We start from the raw sequence: 22,057 nt of genomic DNA on the forward strand, positions 1-22,057 counted from the left end.
AGATCACGTTACCCTTGCCCGGGCGTGATGCTCCGGCCGGTCCCAGGACCGGTCTTCCATGATCTCCTTCAAGACCCAGACCGCGTCCCACAGCTCGGCATAGCCGAGGTAGAGCGGCGTGAAGCCGAAGCGCAGGATGTCGGGCGCGCGGAAGTCGCCGATCACGCCGCGGGCGATCAGTGCCTGCATGATCGGGTAGCCCTGCTCATGGGCGAGCGAGACCTGGCTGCCGCGGGAGGCCTCGTCGCCGGGCGAGACGATGGTGAAGCCGTGGCCGGCCAGCTGCTCCTCGACCAGCTGGGCGAACAGTGCCGACTGGCTGAGCGACTTCTTGCGGATTTCCGCGATCGAGGCGTCGAGCAGGATGTCGACGCCGCATTCGAGGGCTGCCAGGCTCAGAATCGGCGGCGTGCCGACCAGGCCGCGCTGGATGCCGTCGGCCGGGCGGAAATGCGTCTCGAACGCGAACGGGGCGGCGTGGCCGAGCCAGCCGGTCAAGGGCATGGTCATCTGTCCGTGCCAGCGCTCGGCCGCCCAGAGGAACGCGGGCGCGCCCGGCCCGCCGTTCAGGTACTTGTAGCCGCAGCCGACGGCGAAATCGGCGCCGGCCCGGTTGAGGTCGACCGGCACGGCGCCGGCCGAATGGCAGAGGTCCCACAGCATCAAGGCGCCGGCGTCATGCGCCCGGGTCGTGACGCGCGCCATGTCGTGCAGGCGCCCGGTGCGGTAGTTGACGTGGGTCAGCATGACGACCGCGACCTCATCGGTGATCGCGGCGTCGATCGCTTCCGGCTCGACCAGCCTCAGCTCGTGCCCCTCGGCCAGGAGGGCGGCCAGGCCCTCGGCAATATAGAGGTCGGTCGGGAAATTCGCCGGCTCCGACAGGATGACCCTGCGGCCGGGCCGGAGCCGGAGGGCGGCGGCCAGCGTCTTGAACAGGTTCACACTGGTCGAATCGCCGACCATCGTCTCGCCGGGCTTGGCGCCGATCAGCCGGCCGATCTTGTCGCCGACGCGCGCCGGCAGCGCGATCCAGTCATGCTTGTTCCAGCTGGTGATGAGGTCGCGGCCCCATTCGGCCTCGATCACCTGGGCAAGGCGCGCCGCGGTCGCCCGCGGCAGCGCGCCCAGCGAGTTGCCGTCGAGATAGATCACTCCCTGCGGCAAGACGAAACGGTCGCGGAAGGGCTTGAGCGGGTCGGTCTTGTCGAGGGCGGCGAGATCGGGGCGGGCCAAAACGGGGCGTGTGGGCGTCACGATGTTGGGCTCGGCAGCGGTCTCAGCACGGCGCGCAGCGGTGCCGCGTCCATGTTCATGAGCTTCAGGGGAAGGGCGATCAGTTCGTAGTCGCCGGGCGGCACGTGGTCCAGCACCAGGTTCTCGAGGATCAGCATGCCGTGGCGGCGGACCGCCATATGGGCATCGAGCGTCTTGGAGGTCGCGGGATCGACAGAGGCCGCATCGGTGCCGATGAGGTCGACGCCGTGTGCTGCCATGAAATCGATCGCCGCCGGGTCGATCGCGGTGAAGTCCTGGACCCACTGGTCTTGCGGCATGCGCTCGTAGGTGCGGAGCAAGAGCCGGCGGACGGGTCTTGCGAGTGCTGCCGCCAGGTGGTCGGGCCGCACCAGCGGCCCGAGGCCGCGCAGGTCGACGACGCGCGCCGGGCCGATGAAGCGGGCGAGCTCGAACGCGCCGGCCGGAGCGCCGTTCGCGTCGTAATGCAGCGGCGCGTCGGCATGTGAGCCGGCGTGGGTCGAGAGGGTGATGGCGCCGACATTGACCGGGCAATCCGGCCCCAGCACCCAGGTCCGTTCCTCACGGTAGGGCGTGTCGCCGGGGAAGGCGGGCGTGCCCGGCCGCAAGGCCGGGCTGATGTCCCAGAGCTCCATCAAAGCGCCATCCCGGGAGGACGCGCGGGCTTAGCCGCGCGCCGCCTTGGCGAGGCGAAGGCGCAGCGCGTTCAGCTTGATGAAGCCGGCAGCGTCGCGCTGGTCGTAGACCTGGTCTTCCTCGAAGGTGACGTGGGCCAGGCTGTAGAGCGTCTTCGGCGACTTGCGGCCGACGACGGTGACCGAGCCCTTGTAGAGCTTCAGGCGAACCGTGCCCTCCACATGCTCCTGGCTCTTGTCGATCAAGGCCTGCAGCATCTCGCGCTCGGGGGAGAACCAGAAGCCGTTGTAGACGAGCTCGGCATAGCGCGGCATCAGCTCGTCCTTGAGGTGGGCGGCATTGCGGTCGAGCGTGATGCTCTCGATGCCGCGGTGCGCTGCCTGCAGCACAGTGCCGCCCGGCGTCTCGTAGACGCCGCGGCTCTTCATGCCGACGAAGCGATTCTCGACCAGGTCGAGCCGGCCGACGCCGTTGCGGCCGCCGAGCTCGTTGAGCTTGGTCAGGAGGGCCGCCGGCGAGAGCTGCTCGCCGTTCACCGCGACCGCGTCGCCGCGCTTGAACTCGACCTCGATATATTCCGGCTTGTCCGGCGCCTGCTCCGGATTGACCGTGCGGGAATAGACCAGCTCCGGCGCCTCCTGCCACGGATCCTCCAGCACCTTGCCCTCGGCCGAGATGTGCAGGAGGTTCGCGTCGACCGAGAACGGCGCCTCGCCGCGCTTGTCCTTGGCGATCGGAATCTGGTGCTTCTCGGCGTATTCGATGAGCTTGGTGCGCGAGTTCAGGTCCCACTCGCGCCAGGGGGCGATGACCTTGATGTCGGGCTTCAGCGCGTAATAGCCGAGCTCGAAGCGCACCTGGTCGTTGCCCTTGCCGGTGGCGCCGTGGGAGACCGCATCGGCGCCGACCAGCTTCGCGATCTCGATCTGGCGCTTGGCGATGAGCGGCCGGGCAATCGAGGTGCCGAGCAGATACTGGCCCTCGTAGAGCGCGTTGGCGCGGAACATCGGGAAGACGAAGTCGCGGGTGAATTCCTCGCGCAGATCGTCGATGAAGATCTCCTTCACGCCGAACATTTCGGCCTTCTTGCGCGCCGGCTCCAGCTCCTCGCCCTGGCCGAGGTCGGCGGTGAAGGTCACCACCTCGCATCGATAGGTATCCTGCAGCCACCGGAGGATGACCGAGGTGTCGAGGCCGCCGGAATAGGCCAGCACGACCTTCTTGATGCTGCCGCTCATGCTTCTCTCACGCGCTTACAGGGAAAAATCGAGGCCGGCAGTATAGGGGAATGTGCCGGGCCGGCAAGGCGGCCGGCAATGTGTGCGGAACAGGGGTGTGCAGCACAGGGAACCCTGCCGCGACCGGCCAGCGCTTGCGCCTGCGAGTCGTTTGCGTTACGACTGATCTTGCAATTGCGAATGGTTCTGAATATCTGTGCCGTCGCCCGATGCCCTGCCGGTATCGGTGCTTAGGAGTAGCGCCATGCTGGCGAGTTTGCTGATTGTGTTCCGCGAGATCCTTGAGGCCGGCCTCATCGTCGGCATCGTGCTCGCCGCGACCGAGGGCGTGCGCGGGCGTGGCCGCTGGGTTGCGGCCGGCGTCGGGGCGGGCGTGCTGGGCGCCTCGATCCTGGCGCTGTTCGCCGGCGCGGTGTCGAGCGCGTTCCAGGGCTCGGGCCAGGAGCTGTTCACGGTCTCGATCCTCTGCCTCGCCGTCGTGATGCTCGGCTGGCACACGGTCTGGATGTCGAAGCACGGGCGCGAGATGGCGGCCGAGATGTCGGCGGCCGGCCGGGCGGTCAAGACCGGGCAGAAGTCGCTCCTGGCCATGGCCATCGTCGTCGCGGTCGCGGTGCTGCGTGAGGGCTTCGAGGTCGTGCTGTTCCTCTACGGCATCGCCGCCTCCAGCCAGGAAGGGCCGGTGCCGTTGTTCGTGGGCGGGCTCGCCGGCGTCGGGCTCGGCTCGCTCCTGTCGTACCTGCTCTATCGCGGCCTCGTCATCATCCCGATCCGGCATCTGTTCTCGGTTACGAATGGGCTGGTGGCACTGCTCGCCGCCGGCATGGCCGGCCAGGCCGCCGACATCCTGGCCCAGATCGGCCTCGTGCCGACCTTGGGCGACCAGGTCTGGGACAGCTCCGCCATCCTGGCGCAGGACAGCCTCGCCGGCCGGGCGCTCCATGCGCTCGTGGGCTACGCCGACCGGCCGAGCGGCATCCAGATCGTGACCTATCTCGTGACCCTCGTCGTGCTGATCTCGCTCAGCCGGATCATCGGCAAGGCCAAGACCCAGCCGCCGAAGACCGGCACCATGGTACCGCCCGTCGCTCAACCTGGTGAATAAGACAAAATGAACAAGACCCTCGGCGCCGCGCTGGCGCTCGCGGCGCTGGCGCCCGCTGCCCTCACCATGGCCGGCCCGGCCGTTGCGGATGATGCGGTGCACCTGTCGATCAAGGATCACAAATACGTGCCGGACCGGCTCGAGGTGCCCGCCGGCGTCAAGTTCAAGCTCCTGGTCAAGAACGAGGACCCGACGCCGGAAGAGTTCGAGAGCTTCGAGCTGAAGCGCGAGAAGGTCGTGGCACCCGGGCAGGAGATCCAGGTGTTCCTGGGCCCGCTCGATCCCGGCGAATACAAGTTCTTCGGCGATTTCCACCAGGACACCGCCAAGGGCGTGATGGTCGCCAAGTAATCGCGCGCCAAGGAATTCTACGCCAAGTAATCCTGCGCCAGCGCACCGGAGTTCAGACAGCATATGACCATCTTCGCGCGCCGCCTCGGCGGTCTCGCCGTCGCGGCCCTTGCACTCGCGGCGCCCGTCGCGGCCCATGCCGACTTTCACATCCGCTCGCCCAACGAGATCGATGAACACGAACTCGAGATCGAGCACAACGGCGCCTGGAGCTGGGACCGCAACCGCGACAACGACAACGCGCAGTCCTACACGGCCGAGATCGGCTATGGCGTGAATTCCTGGTGGCACCCGGAACTCGAGCTCGGGTTCGAGCGGCCGCCGGGCGTCGGCCAGTCGACCGATGTCAGCGAGGCCGTCTGGGAGAACACATTCAGCCTGACCGAGCCGGGCGAGAACTGGGCCGACGTCGGGTTCTACTGGGAATACGCCCACGGCCTGCAGAACCAGTCCTCGGATTCGATGCTGTTCGGCCCGCTCTTCGAGAAGGACGTCGGCCACACGACCCAGACGCTCAATCTGTTTCTCGGCAAGAACGTCGGGCCGCACCAGGACAACCACGGCTTTGACCTGAGCTATGCCTGGCAGAGCCGCTGGAACATGACGCAGGCCTTCTCGCCGGCGGTCGAGGTCTATGGCGACGCCGGCCAGATCGACCGGATCGGCAAGTTCCAGGACCAGCAGTTCCTGGTCGGCCCGGTCGGGGTCGGCAGCTTCTTCGTCGGGCCGCTGGGCAAATTCAAGTACGAGGCGGGCTATCTGTTCGGCGCCACGCGCGCGTCGGCCAATGGCACGGTCCGCTGGAAGTTCGAACTCGAAATCCCGCTCTAAGGCGTCAGACCTCGGTCGAGGCGCCGGGATTGAGCGCCCGGCATGCTGTCTCGTATTGCAGGCCGATGAAGGGCGGGCGCTTGTAGAAGCCTTTGAGCCACGAGGCGACGAGGCACAGCTCCTCGAGCCGCAGCACCTCGTCGAGCGTGCCGTCCGGGAAACGGATCTCGAAACTGTCGGAGACGAACTCGAGCACTCGCTCGACCTGCTCCAGGCTCAAGCCCAGATCGGTTTCCAGCACCGCGGTGCGGATCAGTTGCTTTTCATCGATGCCGTATTCATCGCGGATCAGCTTCACGATCCAGCGGAACATATGCATCCAGTTCTTGACGTCCGCAGTCGAGGAGGACATCTGAGCGCCGCCGTTTGCCGTGGCAAGAAAGCCGCCCCGGCCCCGTGCCCTTTCAAAGGGCACCTCATTCGGTCGAAACGGTCCGTTCTTCTAGCACGGTCGGCTGCGCAGCGGCCATAGCGCGATGTCCGCAATTCGCGCGATCGGTGGTTGCCGGCAGCGGTTGCGGCGGCTCAGTTGGCCGCCGCCGCTTCCGCCTCGCGCCGCAGGAGCTCGCTCTTGCGGATCTTGATGCTGTCGGACTTGAGCTGGCCGCAGGCCGCCAGGATGTCGCGGCCGCGCGGCGTGCGCACGGGCGAGGAATAGCCCGCCGCATTGACGATGTCGGCGAACACCTTGATCGCAGCATCGGTCGAGCACTCGAACGGCGCGCCGGGCCAGGGGTTGAACGGGATCAGGTTGACCTTGGCCGGGATGCCCGAGAGCAGCCGCACCAGCTCGCGCGCCTCGGCCGGGCTGTCATTGATGCCCTTCAGCATGACGTATTCGAACGTGATGCGCCGGGCGTTGGACGAGCCCGGATAGGTGCGGCAGGCGTCTAGCAGCTCGGCGATCGGGTATTTCTTGTTGATCGGCACGATCACGTCGCGCAATTCGTCGTTCACGGCATGGAGCGAGACGGCGAGATTGACGGCGAGCTCTTCGCCGCACAGGCGGATCATCGGCACGACGCCGGCGGTCGACAGCGTGATGCGGCGCTTGGAGAGCGAGATGCCCTCGTGGTCCATGACGATCTTGAGCGCCTTCGAGACGTTCTCGTAGTTATAGAGCGGCTCGCCCATGCCCATCATGACGATGTTGGTGAGCTTGCGGTCGGTTTCGGCCGCGTTCCATTCCTCGAGCCGGTCCCGTGCGTGCATGACCTGGCCCACGATCTCGGCCGCCGTCAGGTTGCGCACCAGCTTCTGCGTGCCGGTGTGGCAGAACTTGCAGGTGAGCGTGCAGCCGACCTGGCTCGAGACGCACAGCGTGCCGCGGTCCTCTTCCGGGATATGAACCGTCTCGACTTCCTGACCGTCGGGGAACTTCAAGAGCCACTTGCGCGTGCCGTCGATCGAGGCAAGATCGCGCGTCGTCTCGGGCCGGCGCACGACGTAGCGTTCAGCAAGCCCGGCGCGGAAGCTTTTCGACAGCGAGGTCATCGCGTCGAACTCGGTCGCCCCCTTGTTGTAGATCCACTGCCACAGCTGATTGGCGCGGAACTTGGGCGCGCCGATCGACGCCATCTCGGCCACCAGCTCCTCGCGCGACAGGCCGACCAGGTTGATCCGCGTATCGGCGGTGGTCGCCGGCGTGGCTGTCGGCAATAGGGTGGCCGTCGCGTCGGCCGTCGGGGCGTGGGCGTCCATGGTCAAGCTGCTCATCGGAGTTCAAGCGGCTCTTATATGCCGAAACCCCGCGAAATCCCAAGGCCCGTCGCTGCTGGGCTGCAATACGCCGGGTGCGGGGGGCAAATTTCGTCATTCCCGCGGAGGCGGGGATCCAGTCCTTTACGCGCGGTAGCGCGGATAAAGAGTCATGTCGCCGCGGACGCGGCTCATGGCTGGGTTCCCGCCTCCGCGGGAATGACAGTTTTGTTCTACCGCTTGACCTTGCACGCCTTGTCGATGGCGCCCAGTGCTTCGCCGAAACCGGCGAGCGCGTAGACGTCGGAGACGTCGGCGCCCTTGGCGGGCTTGGCCTTGACGGTCAGTTCCTTGCCCTTCGCCATGGCGGTCACGACCGCCTTGTCGGTGTCGCTGTCGCGCGACCAGGCCGTGTCGCTCGCGGTGAAGAAATCGAAGCTCTGCTTGTCGATGGCGACGGTCACGTCGGCGCCCTTGGCGAAGGCGAAATTCTGGCCAGGCTCGACCGAGACCACGTTAAACGCCTTGTCGGCCGGTCGATGGGTGACGAGCAGATGGGCGTCGCGCTTGACCTTGGTCGGCTCCTGGCTCTTGGGCGCGCCGACGACGTAGCAGATCTCACCCTTGCCGTCGGCCATGGTATAGGCGGTCCAGCTATGAAACTCGCCGAGCTGCTTCGGGGCCGTCGTCGTCGCGGCGCCAGCCGCGCCGGCAGGGCCCGCCAGCAGAGGAATTGCGGCCAGGGCCGCGACGGCGGCCCAATGTTTCGTCGACATGAACTTACCTCGATCTCTCGTCCTACTGCCGGGGGTCCGATCCCGGCGCACCGTCCCATCGGTGATGCCGTCATCCTGCCGCAACGTCGAGGCAAAAAAATGGCACGAAATCGCTCGGATGAAAAAATAACGCTGCGCATCGGCGCTGAAACCCTTGTGCCGCAACGACTGATTGTGCCGCCCCTGCGTCCTTGCTAGAGGGCCGCGAGTGCGCTGGCGATAGGCTCCGGAGCGAGTTGGGTATTGGATCGAGTCGGGTCTTATGGATCGCGCGGTGGTGGGGCGCCGGTCGCGAGCGCCTGAGCCCAGAGTGCTGCGGCCGCCGGACGCAGCCGCGCTGCCGAGCGGTAGAGACGGATCTCGAGTGGCAGCTCCCATTCCGGGCCGGCGGCGCGGACGAGCGTGCCGGCGGCCAGTTCCTGGGTGATCGAGCTCATCGGCAGCCAGGCGGCGCCGTGGCCTTCGAGCGCCATCGCCTTCAGCGACTCCGCCATGGAATTCTCATAGCAGACCGCGAAATGATGCGCCGGGTTGCGCTGCCGGATCTGCTCGACGATGCGGCCGAGAAAGCAGTCCGCCGAATAGGCGAGCAGCCGCGCCGGGGCTGCGTCGGTGCCGGGGAAATTGCTGCCGTCGCCGCCCGGCCGTGTGACAGGCATCAGCCGGTCGCGCGCCACGAGGATCGAGGGGAATTGCGCCGGATCGACCATGATCGGCACCGCCTCATGGGCGAAGCACAGGAGGAAGTCGCAATCGCCCTCGCTCAGCGCCTCGACGCAGTCGTGCAGGTTGCCCGGCACCAGCCGGGTCGTGAGCGGGCCCAGCGTCTTCTCCATCTCGCGCAGCCAGCGCGGGAAGAAAGTGAGGCTGATCGTGTGCAGCGCCGAGAAGCGCACGGCGGCATGGGTGCGGCTCCGCTCCATCAGGAAGGCGTCGCGCTGCTGGCCCAGGAGCGTCAGCACCTCCTCGGCGGTCGCGCGGAAGCTGCGCCCGGCGGGGGTCAGGGTCGTTGGATAGGTCGAACGGTCGATGAGCTCGGCGCCGAGCCACATCTCGAGCGCGCGGATGCGCCTGCTGAACGCCGGCTGGGTGACATTGCGCTCCTCGGCCGAGCGCGAGAAGCTGCCGGTGTTGGCGAGGCTGACGAAATCCTCGAGCCACTTCAGTTCCAATGCATGCCCCTCCTCAAGCGGCACGCCCCATGCCGGTGCCGCGCAGCGCCGCGACGCAGGCCTCTGCCAGGGCCGCGGTCGAGTCGACGAGCGGATGATCGGCCGCCTCCGGCCGCAGCACGAGCGGCAGCTCGGTGCAGCCGAGCACCGTCGCCTGGACGCCGCTCTCCCGCAGCCGTGCCACGGCCTGTTCCAAGGCCGCCTGCGCGTCGGTCCAATGGCCGGCCTTGATCGCCCGGATCGAGGCCTCGACCAGCCGGGTCTGCTCGTCGGGCGTCGGTACCAGGATCTCGAAGCCGGTGCCCGTGCGCCGGTCCTGATAGGCGAGCCGGTTCTGGTAGATACCGGCGGCGATCGTGCCGCTGGTCGCGAGCAGACCAACGGGACCCGCGGTGACGCCGAACCGGCGGAGCGCGTCGGCGACGGCATCGACGATGTGCAGCATCGGCATCTCGCGCGCCAGCGGCTCGAACCAGTGATGCGCCGTGTTGCATGGCATGACCGCGAGCGTGCAGCCGGCGGCGCGCAATTGGGCAAGTCCGGCCTTGAGCGCCGGCAGGGGCGAGGGGCCGTCGCAGAGGATGGCGCGCGAGCGGTCGGGGATGGCCGGGATCGAGCGGGCGATCACCGGCAGATGTTCCTGGTCCGACGCGGCCGGCGTCGCCGCGACCAGCTTCGCGAGGAAATCCGCCGTCGCTGCCGGCCCCATGCCGCCCAATACGCCCAAGATCTCTCCGTTCATAATCGTCCGGCCTCCGCTCCTCGATCGACGGATCCGAGGATAGGAAGCGCCCGCGGCGGCCGGCCAATGCCGCTTCGGCCTCGGCGATGCTTCTACGGCATAACCTGATTGGTCCGGCCCACTTCATGCATCAACAGCATAATACATGCCGAAACGGCATTCGCATTCCTGGATGGCCTCGATAGGCTTCGATGCCGTTCGGGCTTTGTCGGCAATGAGGGGGATCGGATGGGTAAGATCGTTAGGGTGGCGCTCTGGGCGGGCCTGGCGGGCGGCTTGATGCTGGGCGGCGCTCTCCCGGCCAGGGCGGGTGTCACGCTCGATGCGGTCAAGCAGCGTGGTCACGTGATCTGCGGCGTCAACACCGGCGTCGCCGGCTTCTCACTGCCGGACAGCAAGGGCGATTGGAAGGGGCTCGACATCGATCTGTGCAAGGCGATCGCTGCTGCTGTCTTCCTCGACCCGAGCAAGGTCCAGTATGTGCCGACGACCGCGGTCCAGCGCTTTCCGGCGGTGCAGTCCGGCGAGGTCGACGTCTTGACCCGCAACGCGACCCAGACGCTGACGCGCGAGGCGTCGCTGGGCTTGCATATGGCGGGCGTCAATTTCTACGACGGCCAGGGCTTCATGGTGTCGAAGAAGTCGGGCGTCAAAAACATCAAGCAGCTGAACGGCGCCACGGTCTGCGTCCAGCCCGGCACCACGACCGAGCTCAACATGGCCGACTATGCGCGCTCCAATCATATCGAGCTGAAGCCGGTGGTGATCGAGCGGGTCGACGAAAATATCTCGGCGCTGTCGTCGGGCCGGTGCGACGCGTTCACAACCGATTCCTCGCAGCTGGCCTCGCTGCGTGTCACGGCCATGCCGCAGCCGGACGATTGGGTGATCCTGCCCGAGCTCATCTCCAAGGAGCCGCTCGGGCCCATGGTCAGGAACGGCGACGATCAATGGCTCGACATCGTCAAATGGACGCTGACCGCCATGATCCAGGCCGAGGAACTGGGCATCACCCAGGCCAACCTCGATGAGAAGGCGAAGAGCGGCAATCCCGAGGTGCAGCGCTTCCTGGGCGTCACCGCCGGCAACGGCCAGGCGCTCGGGCTCGACGAGAAATGGGCCTATGCGATCATCAAGGCGGTCGGCAATTACGGCGAGAGCTTCGAGCGCAACATGGGCAAGGGCAGCCCGATCAAGCTCGACCGCGGTCTGAACGACCTCTGGACCCGCGGCGGCCTGATGTACGCGCTGCCGCTTAGGTAATCTTTGCGTCATTCCCGCGTAGGCGGTAATCCAGCAAGAGCCGCGTCTGCGGCGACAAGACCCTTGTCCGCGCTGCCGCGCGTAACGCTGGGTTCCCGCCTGCGCGGGAGCGACGGCATTTGAATTGCGGGCGAGAGCCGGGCATGGTGCGGGAAAAATTCGCACCAGCTTTCGGGAGACCCGCCGTGCCGCCATCGACTGACCTCCACCAAGACCCGGCGCCGGTGCTGGTCGAAATCGTGCGCGGCGCCATGGTCGAATCGCGCCATCGCGGCGCCTTCGCCGTGGTCGATGCCGCCGGCAAGATCGTCCGTTCCGCCGGTGCTGTCGACCAGCCGGTCTTCCCGCGCTCGGCGATCAAGCCGCTGCAGGCCCTGCCGCTGCTCGAGACAGGGGCGGCCGACAAGTATGGGCTCGGGGCCGAGGAACTGGCGCTTGCCTGCGCCTCGCACCATGGCGAGCCGGTCCACGTCCAGAAGGTCTCGGCCTGGCTCTGCCGCATCGGCATGGGCGAGGGCGATCTCGAATGCGGCGCCCATCTGCCGACCGACGTGCCGTCGGCCCAGGCGCTGATCCGCGGCAGCCAGCCGCCGTCGCAGCTGCACAACAACTGCTCGGGCAAGCACACGGGCTTCCTTTGCACCGCCGCCTGCCTCGGCGAGGACCACAGGGGCTATATCGAGGCCGAGCATCCGGTGATGCGCCGGGTCATCACGGCGGTCGGTGACATGACCGGCACCGACATGGCGCGGGCGCCGGCCGGGCGCGACGGCTGCGGCATCCCGGTCATTGGCCTGACGCTGCAGGCCATGGCGCAGGGCATGGCGCGGATGGCCGACCCCACCGGCCTCCATGACGAGCGCCGGGCGGCCTCGACCCGCATCCTCGACGCGATGGCGGCTCATCCGCTGCTGGTCGATGGCACCGGCGGGCTCGCGGTCGAGGTCATGCTGGTGGCGGGGGACCAGGTGCGGCTCAAGCCCGGGGCCGAGGGTGTGTTCTGCGCAGCGCTGCCCAAGCTCGGCCTCGGCTTGGCACTCAAGATCGAGGACGGCGCCGGGCGCGCCGCCGAGGTCGCGGTCGCAGCATTGCTCGACCGGCTCGGCTGCTTCACGGACGACCAGCGCATGGCGCTCCATCCGTTCCTGCTGCCCAAGATCAAGAATGTCGCCGGCGTCGAGGTGGGCGTGATGCGCCCGGCGGCCGCGTTCGACTTCTGAGCCCGAGGAGACGTCCTATGCGTGCTGTCGTCTGCACCGCGCTCGGCGAGCCCGAGGGCCTGACGCTCGAAAGCCTGCCCAGCGCCCCGGTCGGGCCGGGCCAGGTCCGCATCCATGTCCATGCCGCCGGCGTCAATTTCGCCGATGGCCTGCTGGTCGCCGGCACTTATCAGGAAAAGCCCCCGCTGCCGTTCACCCCGGGCTTCGAGGTCGCGGGTGTCGTGGCGGAACTGGGCCCGGAGGTCGTGGATCTTGCGGTCGGCGACCGCGTGCTGGGCCTGGTCGGCGTCGGCGGCTATGCCGACGAGGTCGTGGCCGATGCCGTCTCGGTCTACAAGATCCCGGACATGATGAGCTTCGAGGCGGCGGCCGGTTTCCCGATCGCCTACGGCACGTCGCATGGCGCGCTCGACTGGCGCGCGGACTTGAAGCCCGGCGAGACGCTGCTCGTGCTGGGGGCGGCGGGTGGCGTGGGCCTCACCGCGGTCGAGATCGGCCATGCCATGGGCGCCACCGTCATCGCGGCGGCGAGCTCGCCCGAGAAGCTGGCGATCGCCCAGAGCCGGGGCGCCGACCATCTGATCGACACCTCAAGCGAGGACGTTCGCACGCGGGTCAAGGAACTGACCCAAGGGCGCGGCGTCAACGTGGTCTATGACCCGGTCGGCGGCGAGCTCTTCGACGCGGCACTGCGCTCGATCGCCTGGGAAGGGCGCCTCGTCGTCATCGGCTTCGCCGGCGGCAAGGTCCCGCAGATCCCGGCCAACCTGCTCCTGGTCAAGAACTGCTCGGCCGTGGGATTCTACTGGGGCTCCTACCGGGCGAAGGACCCGGCGCGCGTGCGCGCCTCGTTCGCGGCGCTCTTGGGCTGGGTCGCCGACGGCACGCTCAAGCCGCACATCTCGGAGACCTTCCCGCTCGAGGCGGCGGCGAAGGCGATCCGCGTGCTGCAGTCGCGCAAGGCAACCGGCAAGGTCGTGCTGACGACGGGGCGGTAAAGCGGGGAGGGCGGAACGGATGGGCGAGGCCCAGCGCCGGCGCCATCCCGGCCGCGGTGAGCGAGGCGCGCGTCGGCGGCGAGGAGTATGACCGCGCGCTCAGCGAGCGGGTGAAGGCGACGCTCTATTGAGTGTGCAGCGGGTGAGTGTGCGGCGGGGCGCCGAGTCGCGGCACCCCAGATGTTGTGTGAATCTTTTTTTGAAGCCGCGATGCGTGGTGGCGTTCTGCGTAAAATCCTCGTATCGTTTGACGGTCTACAGTATTCGGTGAGTAAGGTTTCCCCGCGTTTGACTCACGCACCGATCCATCGAATTCCCATCCGCCCGGCCTTCTCAAAGCCGTGCCGACCCGACGCCTCTCCGCTCCGCGGCGAGGCGTTTTTGTTTTCCGGCCCCGGGTCCTCCGCGGCCGGTTGCGACGCGTCACCTGTTTTCTCAGGAGTGATCATGGCCAAGCGCTCGACCCGTGCCGCACAGTCCGTTCGCAGCTTCGAATCCAAGATCGAGCCCCTGTTCGGGGCGGAGACCGGCCACAGCCGCGGCTGGCATCCGGTCGCGGCGGAGGCGGACGACGATCATCGCGAGCAGAGTTATGTCCGCAAAGTCAGGCCGCAGAGCGACAACCAGCGCACGCTGATGCGCGCCATCGATACCCACAACCTGGCGCTGGCCCTGGGGCCGGCGGGCACCGGCAAGACCTATCTGGCGGTGACCGCCGCGGTCGAGGCGCTCGAGGAGGGCCGGGTCGACCGCATCGTCCTGTCGCGACCGGCGGTCGAGGCGGGCGAATCGCTGGGATACCTGCCGGGCGACATGCACGAGAAGCTGGCGCCCTATCTCCGTCCGCTCTACGACGCGCTCAACGACCGGATCGGCGGCAAGCGGGTCCGGCAATATATCGCCGACGGCACGATCGAGATCGCGCCGATCGCCTATATGCGCGGCCGTACGCTCAATAACGCCTTCGTGGTGATCGACGAGGCGCAGAACTGCACCTACGGCCAGATCAAGATGCTGCTGACCCGGCTCGGCTGGCACTCGACCATGGTGCTGACCGGCGATCCGGACCAGAGCGACCTGCTCGAAGGGCTCTCGGGCCTGACCGATATCGCGCGCCGGCTCGAAAATGTGCCGGGCATCGCGGTCGTGCGGCTGACCGAGCAGGATATCGTGCGCCACCCGCTCGTGGCCGAGATGCTGATGGTGCTGTGAGAACGTCCCTCGCTCCCGCAAGCGGGCGAGGGTGAACTAGACCTGCAGCGGCGGCCGGGCGGACATGTCCGGCCGCCGTTTCTTCGTCGGCACGGCGGCGCGTTACGCTCCTACCATCGCGTGTCTCGCCGGAGGATCCGATGCTCGTGCCGTTGCCAACGCTTCTGCTGTTTGCCGCCGCTGCCCTGGCGCTGGCGATCACGCCCGGGCCGGACATGCTGATGTGCCTGTCGCGCAGCATCGCCCAGGGGCGCCAGACGGCGTTTGCGGCCCTCTTCGGCATCCAGGCCGGCTGCTATGTCTGGGCACTCGCCGCCGCTTACGGCTTGGCCGGGCTGCTGGCGCTGTCGCCGGTCGTCTACGATGCGGTGCGTTTCGCCGGTGCGGGCTATCTCGCCTATCTCGCCTGGACGACGTTCCGCGCCAAGGAGGCGCTGGGCGTGCGCGACGGCCTGCCGTCGGTCGCCTGGGGCCGGGCGTTCCGCCAGGGGCTGACGACGAACCTCCTGAACCCCAAGGTGGCGCTGTTCTTCCTGGCGCTCTTCCCGCAGTTCGTCGATCCGGCGAAAAGCATGGTCGCCCAGTCGCTGGTGCTCGTGAGCGTGCTCTGCATCATCGGCTTCAGCATCAACGGCGGCGTCATCCTGGCGGCGAGCGGCTTCGCCCGCTTCCTTGGGCAGCGCCCTGGCATCGCCCGCGCCCAGCGCTGGTTCCTCAGCACCGTGTTCGGGGGCTTGGCACTCAGGCTGGCGCTCGACGATCGGCGCTAGCTCTGCGACGGCGCATCCAGAGCGCCAAACGCCAGCAGGCGACCGGCAGCAGGATGAAGAGGGCGGCGAGCGTGAAGCCGTTTTCGAACGCGGGGGTCTCTACCCAGCCGTAGCCGGTCTCGCACCAGGCGACGCTGTCGCCGTGCGCAAGCCGGCGCAGGATCGCGTCCATCTGCCGCGAATTCTCGGCGGTCGCGAGCACGTTGGTATAGGCCGGATAGTCTTTCGCGAGCCGCTGGGCCGAGCCCTGCGCATTGAAGCCGGGGTCGGCCGGGCCGTAGTCGCTGCGGTAGAGGCATCGCATCATCGCAAGGCACTCCTCATCAAGGGCGTCAGTCGGCCTCAGCAACCTGCTCGATCGTGACGGCGGCAAGGCCGCAGGCGCGGGTGCCGAGCCGGCGGGCGGCGGCCTCGGACAGATCGATCAGCCGGCCGTAACCCGGACCGCGGTCGTTGATGCGCACCGTGACCGAACGGCCGGTCGCGAGGTTGGTGACCTTGAGGCGAGTGCCGAACGGCAGGCTGTTGTGCGCGGCGGTGAGCGCCTTCGGATCGAACCGCTCGCCGCTCGCCGTGCGCCGGCCGCCCTGCTCGGCGCCGTACCAGGAGGAGAGGCCGGCGCCGGCCGGCAGCGTTCGCTCCCGACCGCAAGCCGCTTCGGCCGAACTGTAAGCCGCCGGGGCAAGGGCCAGGCCGAGGGCCACGGCCGCGAGCGGCCAACCGAACCCGGCCCTCACCCGTGGGCCTCGTTCGTTGTTTCGGCGAAGGTGCGGATGGGCGCCGTCTCGCGCGACACCGGCGTCGGTCCTTCGAGCTGGCGCCGGGAGAGCGAGGCGGGACGGCCGCCGGGGTGGCGCGGCGTCACCGCGCGGGGCAATGGCATTTCCATGATGGGGTGAACCTTGGGGAAGGGAGCGGCCTGAATTCTCAGGCCACGTGGCTCAAGCTGTGGCTGGGCGCTCGGGCGTGCCGGGACCGGCGCCGGCTTGCCGGCGCAGCCGCTTCTCGCCGAGGAACAGGAGGATCGGCGAGGCGATGAAGATCGAGGACGTCGTGCCGATGACGATGCCGAACACCATGGTCCAGGCGAAGTCCTGGACCGAGCCCTTGCCGAGGATGGCCAGGGGCAGGATCGAGAGCAGCACGGTGAGCGAGGTGGCGACGGTGCGCGACAGCGTCTGGTTGATCGAGAGATCGATCACCTCGCGGAGCGGCATCGCCTTGAACTTGCGCAGGTTCTCGCGGATGCGGTCATAGACCACGACCTTGTCGGTGACCGAGAAGCCGATCAGGATCAGGATCGCGGCCAGCGAATTGAGATCGAACGACAGGCGGGTGATGCCGTAGAAGCCGATCGTCTTGGTCACGTCGAGCACGAGCGTCGAGACCAGCCCGACGCCGAACTGCCAGTCGAAGCGGAACCAGATGTAGAGCAGCATGGCGCCCAGGGCCATGGCGGCGGCGGTCATGCCGTCGCGGAACAGGTCGCCCGAGACCTTGGATCCCACGACCTCGGCCCGGCGCAGCTCCGTGCCGGGAAAGCGCGACTGCAGCGCCGCCTGGACCTGGGCGCGGCCGGCCTCGCTCCCCGCCTCGGGCCCGAGCTTGATCAGCACGTCGCTGGGCGAGCCGAACTGCTGCACCGCGCCCTCGCCGAATCCGAGCCCACCGACCGTACTGCGGATAGCGGAGAGATCGGCCGTCCCCGGCAGCCGCGCCTCGATCAGTACGCCGCCGCGGAAATCGATCGAATAATTGAGGCCCGGCCAGAGGAACAGAATGATCGACGCGATCGACAGGATCGCCGAAGTCGCGACGCCGGCATAGCGGCCGCGCATGAACGGGATCTTGGTATCGTCGGGAACGAGGCGCAGCAAGGGGCGCATGGGTAGGAACCTGTCGAGATCGATCGGTATCCTGATCTCACGACAGGGGCTCGTGGAAATGCCATCCGTGCTTCGGCGGCGAACCGTGAAAGCGGCATCAAAACACTGCACACCGGGCGGGCGCTATTGCTCGTTCGACGGCACCGGCAGGAACACGCGCGTCAGGATCCAGCGGCCGCCTTCGAGCTGAAGGCGCAGACGGACCGGCGGGTCGCTATCCGCCTCGCCGCGGCCGCGGACGCGCGCGGTGAAGCTCGTGAGCCCGTCGAAGAAGGCCCAGACTACGTGCGTGTGCCTGGGCTTGCCCTCGTTGTCGGTCGGCGCCGGCGAGGAGAGGCCGCTCGAACTGCCGAGCGCTGCCGCGGCTGCCTTGTCGCGGCGGCCGGCCTGGATGATGCCGGTGAGGCCCTCTGGCGTCACCAGCGCGTCGACGGCGCCACCCACCAGCTTGGCGCCCAAGGCCAGGCCCAAGGCCGCAAAGCCATTGTCGGGCTGGCCAGAAACCCGGGCTGCGAGCGCGCCGTTGAAGTCGTCCTTGAAGCCCTGCCGCACCGAAGGCCAGTCGACCTTCGGCTCGAGCTGGGCCGGATCACCGCTCTCGACCGCGTCGACGAGCTGGGTGAGCGCCAGATAGGGATACGCCACGTAACCTGCGGCGAGCACGCCGATGACGACGAACGGGGCCTTCCAATTCATTCCATTTGCTCTCCGAGCGGTTTTACGCAGCTGGTGTCGGCCTCATGCCGGCCCATCCGTTCCAGGATGGTTTCGGCCCGGCCGCGAATGTATGCGGTCGGGGCTGCCGCCGACCAGCGCCGCGGGTTCGGCAGGATGGCGGCGAGCAGCGCCGCCTCGTGCCGGCTGAGACGTGAGGCCGGATGGTGGAAGGCATATTGGCTCGCCGCCTCGACGCCATAGACGCCGGGCCCCCACTCGACCGTGTTCAGATAGCTCTGCGCGATGCGCCATTTCGGCCAGAGTGCCTCGATCAGCACGGTGAAATAAGCCTCGATGCCCTTGCGGACGAAGGAGCGGACGGGCAGCAGCCAGAGGTCGCGCGCCGCCTGCTGGCTGATCGTGCTGGCGCCGCGCAGGCGGCGGCCGTCCTCCTCGGCTTCGAGCGCCTTGTCGATCTCGATGAAGTCGAAGCCGTGATGCTGGCAGAAGCGCTGGTCCTCCGAGGTCAGCACCGCGGCCACGATGTCGGGCGGGATGTCGTGTGCGGCGAGCCACGGCGCATGGATCGGCTCGCCCTCGACCGCGCGCACGAGCATGAGCGGCGTCACCGGCGGCGGCAGGATGCGATAGGCCACGACACCCAGCAGGCTCAGGGCCAGGAAGCCTGCCAAGAGGCGGATCGACCAGGAAAGGGCGCGGGCCATGGCGATCAAACGGCGGGGTTCGGGAAAGGTTCTAGCCGAGCGTCAGCTTCATGCCCTCGTGCGCCGGCTCGAATCCCAGGCGCTCGTAGAAGCGCTTGGCGTCGGCACGTGCCTTGTTGGTGGTCAGCTGCACGATGCGGCAGCCATGCTCGCGCGCAACGCCGATCGCGTGGCGCAGCATCGCCTCGCCGATGCCCGCGCCGCGCGCGGTGCTTGCAACGCGCACGCCCTCGATCTGGCAGCGCCAGGCACCCATGTGCGAGATGCCGGGGATGAAGGTCAGCTGCAGCATGCCGGCAATCGCACCCGCCCGCTCGACCACGAGCAGCAGTTGGCGCGGGTCCTCGTCGATCGCGGCGAAGCCCGCCCGATAGGCGTCGGGCAGCGGGTCTTCCGGCCGCTCACGCGCCTGGCCCAGCATGTCGTCGGCCAGCATGGCGACGAGCGCCGGCAGGTCGGTCGCCGTCGCCCGGCGATAAGTGAGATCGGACAAGATGACTCCTTTGAAGGGCTCCCTCGCGTAAGGGGGCTTGGGGGCGGCCGGATGCTGCCACGTGCTCCGCCGCGGCCGCAACCTGCGCCGAACCCGCTTGTCTCGGCTCCTGCCAGCTTGTAGGACAGCCGGACCTGCCCTGCTGCCCATTGCCAAGGCCCATCCGATGAAGAATGCGCTTCGCGTCCGCCGCTCCGAGAATTTCGCCGACTGGTACCAGGAAGTCATCCGCGAGGCCGACATGGCCGAGAATTCGGGTGTGCGCGGCTGCATGGTCATCAAGCCGTGGGGCTGGGCGATCTGGGAGGGGTTCCAGGCCAAGCTCGATCGGCTGATCAAGGAGACCGGCCACGACAATTGCTATTTCCCGATCTTCATCCCGGTCGAGCTCTTTGAGAAGGAAGCGAGCCACGTCGAGGGTTTCGCCAAGGAAATGGCCGTCGTGACGCACCATCGGCTCGTCAACAAGAACGGCAAGCTGGTGCCGGACGGCGAGCTCGAATCGCCGCTCGTCGTGCGCCCGACGTCGGAGACGATCATCGGCGAGGCCATGGCGCGCTGGATCAAGAGCTATCGCGACCTGCCGCTCAAGATCAACCAGTGGGCCAACGTGGTGCGCTGGGAGATGCGTACGCGCATCTTCCTGCGCACGAGCGAGTTCCTCTGGCAGGAAGGCCACACGGCGCACGCGACGCGCGAGGAGGCGATCGAGGAGACCCGCCAAATGCTCGACGTCTATCGCCAGGTGGTCGAGGGCTCGATGCGCATTCCGGTCATCGCGGGCGAGAAGTCGCCGGGCGAGCGCTTCCCGGGCGCCGACGAGACGCACACGATCGAGGCGATGATGCAGGACGGCCGGGCGCTGCAGGCCGGCACCTCGCATTTCCTCGGCCAGAATTTCGCGAAGGCCGCAAACATCCAGTACCAGGACAGGGACGGGGGCCTGAGCTACGCCTACACGACCTCGTGGGGGGCTTCGACCCGGCTCATCGGCGCGCTGATCATGACCCATTCGGACGACGACGGGCTGCGCCTGCCGCCTAAGATGGCGCCGGCCCATGTCGTGATCGTGCCGATCCTGCGCGACGAGGCGGGGCGCGACGAGGTGATCCTGGCGGCCGAAGCGCTGGCCAAGCGGCTCCGCGCCCAGCGCTACGACGACGAGCCGGTCCGGGTCAAAGTCGACCTGCGCGACGACAGCGGCGCCAACAAGCGATGGGCCTGGATCAAGAAGGGCGTGCCCTTGGTGGTCGAGATCGGCCCGCGCGACGTCGCCGCCGGCACGGTCGCCTTTGTGCGCCGCGACGCGATCGGCACCAAGCGCTCGGCGTCGCTCGACGAGTTCGTGGCCAAGATCGGCGACGAGCTCAATGAGCTCGACCAGAAGCTGCATGACGACGCGCTGGCCTATCGCAAGGCCAATATGGTCGAGGGCTTGGCCAACTACGCCGACCTGGTCGAGCATTTCGAGAAGAAGGGCGGCACCGGCTTCGTCGTCGGCAAATATTCGGGCGACCCGATGATCGACGCCAAGCTCGGCGAGATCGGCCTCACCATCCGCTGCCTGCCGCACGAGCAGTCGGGCAGCGAGGGCCAGTGCCTGGTGACTGGCGCCCCGGCGACGGTCGACGCGATCTACGCCAAGGCCTATTGAGCGGCGACTGGCCGGCAGCGACTACTGGGCGGCAGGCGCCGCCTCGTCGGCCGGCATTTCCGGTTCGCTCGGCGGCGCCAGCTCCGCAATCCGCTCGGCCAGGTCCTCGGCATCGCGCCGGAGCTGGTCGAGCGCGAAGCCGAGGCCGAACAGCCGTTCGATCGCGGGCCCGGCGAGCGGCCGGGTGAGGCCCTCGCGCCGAAGGGTTGCGACGGCCTCCGCATAGCGGTCGATAGCGTCGGAAAGGGCTTCGGACGATGGCGGCGGCCGCCGCGTGGTGAGCGACCGGCCGCAATCGGTGAGGAACGTGCCGGTTGCCGTCGCGACGTTGGCCACCGGCACGGCGAGGCGCTCGGCCAGGCTCGCGTCCCCCAAGCTAGTGTCCCACGGTTCGTTCGTCGCCCGGCCGATCTGCGCCATGTCGATGCCGAGCCGGCGCAGCGTGCGGGTGAGCGGTTCCGGGTCGGGCGTGTCGGCGAGGCGGTTGCGCCGCTCGCGCTTCGCCTCGTCGGCCAGCGTCTCGGCCTTCTCCTGCGCCTTGCGGCGCCGATCGGCGATGCGCTGCCAGGCGGCGGCATCTGCCCGGCCGGCGAGGCGCGGCGGCAGCTCGCCGATCTGTTCGGCGAGCACGCTGAGCACGGTCGAGCTCTGGTCGGCGAGCAGGCGATGGGCGCGGGCCGGCAGCACGAGCAGCGCCACGGCGAGCCCGACCAGGCTGCCGATGATGATCTCGAGCACCCGGTGCAGTGCCGGCAGAAACGGCCCCGCCTCCTGGCTCGACGAGCCCAGGAGGACGATGATCGCGGTCGCCGGCGCGATCCGGTAGGCCGGCCTGAACGCGACCAGCAGCGAGAGCGGCGCCAGCGTCGCGAGCATGGTGGTTGCGAGCAGCCAGGAGCCGCCGTGCGGCACGATGAAGCCGACGATGACGCCCCAGAGCGCGCCCAGGATCGTGCCGACGATGCGGTCGACCGAGGCCTTGAGCGCGCCGCCGAGGCTCGCCTGCATGATGATGACGGCCGTCAGCACCGCCCAGTAGCTCTGCGGCAGGTTCAGCAGCACGTCGGCGACGAAGAAGGCCGCCATGCCCGCGACCAGCATGCGCAGGCCGAGGCGGAACTCGGTCGGGTGGGCCTTGAGCCAACCCACCAATTGCCCCCAACGGTCGCCCATCGTCCCTCCGCCTCAGAGGCCGCGGTGTCGCTCACGCCTTCCAACATCTCCTCTCCGCCCCATTGGGGCGGAGAGGTCGGGTGAGGTGGGGACGCGCAGAGAGAGCCGCGGCTGAACGTTAGAGATCAGAGGGCGCTACGGCAAATCGAAGATGATTTTCGCATGGGCGACTGCACTGGAATCCCCCACCTCACCCAACC

Annotated in this window: 25 protein-coding genes; 9 read left to right on the forward strand and 16 right to left on the reverse strand. The window is 68.0% G+C overall.

What is annotated here, in order from left to right:
- Positions 1-3: 3 nt before the first annotated feature.
- The 3 genes from kynU to IEY58_RS02755 are packed head-to-tail and all read right to left on the reverse strand — an operon-like array spanning position 4 to position 3,131.
- Positions 4-1,257 carry a kynureninase gene (gene kynU, locus IEY58_RS02745; RefSeq protein WP_229743439.1) on the reverse strand — a complete coding sequence of 418 codons (1,254 nt, stop codon included), beginning with the start codon at positions 1,255-1,257 and terminating at the stop codon, positions 4-6.
- Complete coding sequence (gene kynB / locus IEY58_RS02750; protein ID WP_189042171.1) at positions 1,254-1,892, reverse strand: arylformamidase; 639 nt, start codon at positions 1,890-1,892, stop codon at positions 1,254-1,256. The genes kynU and kynB overlap by 4 nt, the downstream gene beginning before the upstream one ends.
- Before the next feature lie 30 nt (positions 1,893-1,922).
- Positions 1,923-3,131, reverse strand: a complete 1,209-nt coding sequence (locus IEY58_RS02755; protein WP_189042173.1) for an argininosuccinate synthase — start codon at positions 3,129-3,131, stop codon at positions 1,923-1,925.
- Positions 3,132-3,375: 244 nt separating this feature from the next.
- On the opposite strand from IEY58_RS02755, the gene IEY58_RS02760 reads away from it, so the two are divergent.
- The 3 genes from IEY58_RS02760 to IEY58_RS02770 all read left to right on the forward strand — a co-directional run bounded on the left by IEY58_RS02760 (position 3,376) and on the right by IEY58_RS02770 (position 5,418).
- The gene (locus IEY58_RS02760; RefSeq protein WP_189042175.1) at positions 3,376-4,236 is read left to right on the forward strand and encodes an FTR1 family iron permease; all 861 of its coding nucleotides are present in this window, start codon (positions 3,376-3,378) and stop codon (positions 4,234-4,236) included.
- A gap of 6 nt (positions 4,237-4,242) precedes the next feature.
- A complete protein-coding gene (locus IEY58_RS02765) occupies positions 4,243-4,587 on the forward strand; it encodes a cupredoxin domain-containing protein (RefSeq protein WP_189042177.1) in 345 nt (114 codons plus the stop codon).
- A 63-nt stretch (positions 4,588-4,650) separates the two neighbouring features.
- A complete protein-coding gene (locus IEY58_RS02770; RefSeq protein ID WP_189042179.1) occupies positions 4,651-5,418 on the forward strand; it encodes a hypothetical protein in 768 nt (255 codons plus the stop codon).
- Between the two features lie 4 nt (positions 5,419-5,422).
- Here the strand turns inward: IEY58_RS02770 and IEY58_RS02775 are convergent, their stop codons facing one another.
- From IEY58_RS02775 to cuyB, 5 genes are all read right to left on the reverse strand, one after another.
- A complete protein-coding gene (locus tag IEY58_RS02775; RefSeq protein ID WP_189042181.1) occupies positions 5,423-5,770 on the reverse strand; it encodes an acyl carrier protein in 348 nt (115 codons plus the stop codon).
- A gap of 173 nt (positions 5,771-5,943) precedes the next feature.
- Positions 5,944-7,119, reverse strand: a complete 1,176-nt coding sequence (rlmN, locus tag IEY58_RS02780) for a 23S rRNA (adenine(2503)-C(2))-methyltransferase RlmN (protein WP_407648377.1) — start codon at positions 7,117-7,119, stop codon at positions 5,944-5,946.
- 230 nt (positions 7,120-7,349) lie between these two features.
- Positions 7,350-7,892: an invasion associated locus B family protein gene (locus tag IEY58_RS02785; protein WP_189042184.1), complete on the reverse strand. Its 543-nt coding sequence runs from the start codon at positions 7,890-7,892 to the stop codon at positions 7,350-7,352.
- A 260-nt stretch (positions 7,893-8,152) separates the two neighbouring features.
- Positions 8,153-9,064, reverse strand: coding sequence for a LysR substrate-binding domain-containing protein (locus tag IEY58_RS02790; protein WP_189042186.1), 912 nt, complete (start codon positions 9,062-9,064; stop codon positions 8,153-8,155).
- Between the two features lie 13 nt (positions 9,065-9,077).
- Positions 9,078-9,806 carry a cysteate racemase gene (gene cuyB / locus IEY58_RS02795; RefSeq protein ID WP_229743440.1) on the reverse strand — a complete coding sequence of 243 codons (729 nt, stop codon included), beginning with the start codon at positions 9,804-9,806 and terminating at the stop codon, positions 9,078-9,080.
- A gap of 228 nt (positions 9,807-10,034) precedes the next feature.
- On the opposite strand from cuyB, the gene IEY58_RS02800 reads away from it, so the two are divergent.
- From IEY58_RS02800 to IEY58_RS02820, 5 genes are all read left to right on the forward strand, one after another.
- Positions 10,035-11,069: an amino acid ABC transporter substrate-binding protein gene (locus IEY58_RS02800; protein ID WP_308422380.1), complete on the forward strand. Its 1,035-nt coding sequence runs from the start codon at positions 10,035-10,037 to the stop codon at positions 11,067-11,069.
- A 185-nt stretch (positions 11,070-11,254) separates the two neighbouring features.
- Positions 11,255-12,289 (forward strand): asparaginase, encoded by a 1,035-nt coding sequence (locus tag IEY58_RS02805; protein ID WP_229743441.1) that lies wholly within the window; start codon positions 11,255-11,257, stop codon positions 12,287-12,289.
- Positions 12,290-12,306: 17 nt separating this feature from the next.
- Positions 12,307-13,287, forward strand: a complete 981-nt coding sequence (locus tag IEY58_RS02810) for an NADPH:quinone oxidoreductase family protein (RefSeq protein ID WP_189042190.1) — start codon at positions 12,307-12,309, stop codon at positions 13,285-13,287.
- Between the two features lie 447 nt (positions 13,288-13,734).
- Positions 13,735-14,499: a PhoH family protein gene (locus IEY58_RS02815; RefSeq protein ID WP_189042192.1), complete on the forward strand. Its 765-nt coding sequence runs from the start codon at positions 13,735-13,737 to the stop codon at positions 14,497-14,499.
- 140 nt (positions 14,500-14,639) lie between these two features.
- A complete protein-coding gene (locus tag IEY58_RS02820) occupies positions 14,640-15,269 on the forward strand; it encodes a LysE family translocator (RefSeq protein ID WP_189042194.1) in 630 nt (209 codons plus the stop codon).
- Here the strand turns inward: IEY58_RS02820 and IEY58_RS02825 are convergent.
- The 7 genes from IEY58_RS02825 to IEY58_RS02850 all read right to left on the reverse strand — a co-directional run bounded on the left by IEY58_RS02825 (position 15,241) and on the right by IEY58_RS02850 (position 19,030).
- Positions 15,241-15,576, reverse strand: coding sequence for a hypothetical protein (locus IEY58_RS02825; RefSeq protein WP_189042196.1), 336 nt, complete (start codon positions 15,574-15,576; stop codon positions 15,241-15,243). The genes IEY58_RS02820 and IEY58_RS02825 overlap by 29 nt on opposite strands.
- 25 nt (positions 15,577-15,601) lie before the next feature.
- Complete coding sequence (locus tag IEY58_RS02830; protein ID WP_229743442.1) at positions 15,602-16,006, reverse strand: septal ring lytic transglycosylase RlpA family protein; 405 nt, start codon at positions 16,004-16,006, stop codon at positions 15,602-15,604.
- Positions 16,003-16,158, reverse strand: a complete 156-nt coding sequence (locus IEY58_RS34280) for a hypothetical protein (RefSeq protein ID WP_229743443.1) — start codon at positions 16,156-16,158, stop codon at positions 16,003-16,005. The genes IEY58_RS02830 and IEY58_RS34280 overlap by 4 nt, the downstream gene beginning before the upstream one ends.
- A 52-nt stretch (positions 16,159-16,210) precedes the next feature.
- Positions 16,211-17,155: a protein translocase subunit SecF gene (gene secF / locus IEY58_RS02835; protein ID WP_189042198.1), complete on the reverse strand. Its 945-nt coding sequence runs from the start codon at positions 17,153-17,155 to the stop codon at positions 16,211-16,213.
- Between the two features lie 123 nt (positions 17,156-17,278).
- Positions 17,279-17,851, reverse strand: coding sequence for a DUF2939 domain-containing protein (locus tag IEY58_RS02840; RefSeq protein ID WP_189042200.1), 573 nt, complete (start codon positions 17,849-17,851; stop codon positions 17,279-17,281).
- Positions 17,848-18,537, reverse strand: coding sequence for a monofunctional biosynthetic peptidoglycan transglycosylase (gene mtgA, locus IEY58_RS02845; protein ID WP_189042202.1), 690 nt, complete (start codon positions 18,535-18,537; stop codon positions 17,848-17,850). Before mtgA ends, IEY58_RS02840 begins: the two co-directional genes overlap by 4 nt.
- A gap of 31 nt (positions 18,538-18,568) precedes the next feature.
- Positions 18,569-19,030 (reverse strand): GNAT family N-acetyltransferase, encoded by a 462-nt coding sequence (locus IEY58_RS02850; protein ID WP_229743444.1) that lies wholly within the window; start codon positions 19,028-19,030, stop codon positions 18,569-18,571.
- A 166-nt stretch (positions 19,031-19,196) separates the two neighbouring features.
- Between IEY58_RS02850 and proS the strand changes: the two genes are divergently transcribed.
- Positions 19,197-20,684 (forward strand): proline--tRNA ligase, encoded by a 1,488-nt coding sequence (proS, locus tag IEY58_RS02855; RefSeq protein WP_189042204.1) that lies wholly within the window; start codon positions 19,197-19,199, stop codon positions 20,682-20,684.
- Between the two features lie 21 nt (positions 20,685-20,705).
- Here the strand turns inward: proS and IEY58_RS02860 are convergent, their stop codons facing one another.
- Complete coding sequence (locus IEY58_RS02860; RefSeq protein WP_189042206.1) at positions 20,706-21,857, reverse strand: FUSC family protein; 1,152 nt, start codon at positions 21,855-21,857, stop codon at positions 20,706-20,708.
- Positions 21,858-22,057 lie beyond the last annotated feature (200 nt).

Origin of the sequence: Aliidongia dinghuensis, from assembly GCF_014643535.1 — a bacterium.
GTDB lineage: Bacteria > Pseudomonadota > Alphaproteobacteria > ATCC43930 > CGMCC-115725 > Aliidongia > Aliidongia dinghuensis.

Coding starts and splice junctions, on each gene's coding strand:
- IEY58_RS02760 (WP_189042175.1), top strand. CDS start 3,376: ATGCTGGCGAGTTTGCTGATTGTGTTCCGCGAGATCCTTGAGGCCGGC.
- kynB (WP_189042171.1), bottom strand. CDS start 1,892: ATGGAGCTCTGGGACATCAGCCCGGCCTTGCGGCCGGGCACGCCCGCC.
- IEY58_RS02860 (WP_189042206.1), bottom strand. CDS start 21,857: ATGGGCGACCGTTGGGGGCAATTGGTGGGTTGGCTCAAGGCCCACCCG.
- IEY58_RS02755 (WP_189042173.1), bottom strand. CDS start 3,131: ATGAGCGGCAGCATCAAGAAGGTCGTGCTGGCCTATTCCGGCGGCCTC.
- IEY58_RS02800 (WP_308422380.1), top strand. CDS start 10,035: ATGGGTAAGATCGTTAGGGTGGCGCTCTGGGCGGGCCTGGCGGGCGGC.
- rlmN (WP_407648377.1), bottom strand. CDS start 7,119: ATGGACGCCCACGCCCCGACGGCCGACGCGACGGCCACCCTATTGCCG.
- IEY58_RS02825 (WP_189042196.1), bottom strand. CDS start 15,576: ATGATGCGATGCCTCTACCGCAGCGACTACGGCCCGGCCGACCCCGGC.
- IEY58_RS02770 (WP_189042179.1), top strand. CDS start 4,651: ATGACCATCTTCGCGCGCCGCCTCGGCGGTCTCGCCGTCGCGGCCCTT.
- IEY58_RS34280 (WP_229743443.1), bottom strand. CDS start 16,158: ATGGAAATGCCATTGCCCCGCGCGGTGACGCCGCGCCACCCCGGCGGC.
- IEY58_RS02820 (WP_189042194.1), top strand. CDS start 14,640: ATGCTCGTGCCGTTGCCAACGCTTCTGCTGTTTGCCGCCGCTGCCCTG.
- secF (WP_189042198.1), bottom strand. CDS start 17,155: ATGCGCCCCTTGCTGCGCCTCGTTCCCGACGATACCAAGATCCCGTTC.
- cuyB (WP_229743440.1), bottom strand. CDS start 9,806: ATGAACGGAGAGATCTTGGGCGTATTGGGCGGCATGGGGCCGGCAGCG.
- IEY58_RS02765 (WP_189042177.1), top strand. CDS start 4,243: ATGAACAAGACCCTCGGCGCCGCGCTGGCGCTCGCGGCGCTGGCGCCC.
- IEY58_RS02785 (WP_189042184.1), bottom strand. CDS start 7,892: ATGTCGACGAAACATTGGGCCGCCGTCGCGGCCCTGGCCGCAATTCCT.
- proS (WP_189042204.1), top strand. CDS start 19,197: ATGAAGAATGCGCTTCGCGTCCGCCGCTCCGAGAATTTCGCCGACTGG.
- IEY58_RS02815 (WP_189042192.1), top strand. CDS start 13,735: ATGGCCAAGCGCTCGACCCGTGCCGCACAGTCCGTTCGCAGCTTCGAA.
- IEY58_RS02775 (WP_189042181.1), bottom strand. CDS start 5,770: ATGTCCTCCTCGACTGCGGACGTCAAGAACTGGATGCATATGTTCCGC.
- mtgA (WP_189042202.1), bottom strand. CDS start 18,537: ATGGCCCGCGCCCTTTCCTGGTCGATCCGCCTCTTGGCAGGCTTCCTG.
- IEY58_RS02840 (WP_189042200.1), bottom strand. CDS start 17,851: ATGAATTGGAAGGCCCCGTTCGTCGTCATCGGCGTGCTCGCCGCAGGT.
- IEY58_RS02810 (WP_189042190.1), top strand. CDS start 12,307: ATGCGTGCTGTCGTCTGCACCGCGCTCGGCGAGCCCGAGGGCCTGACG.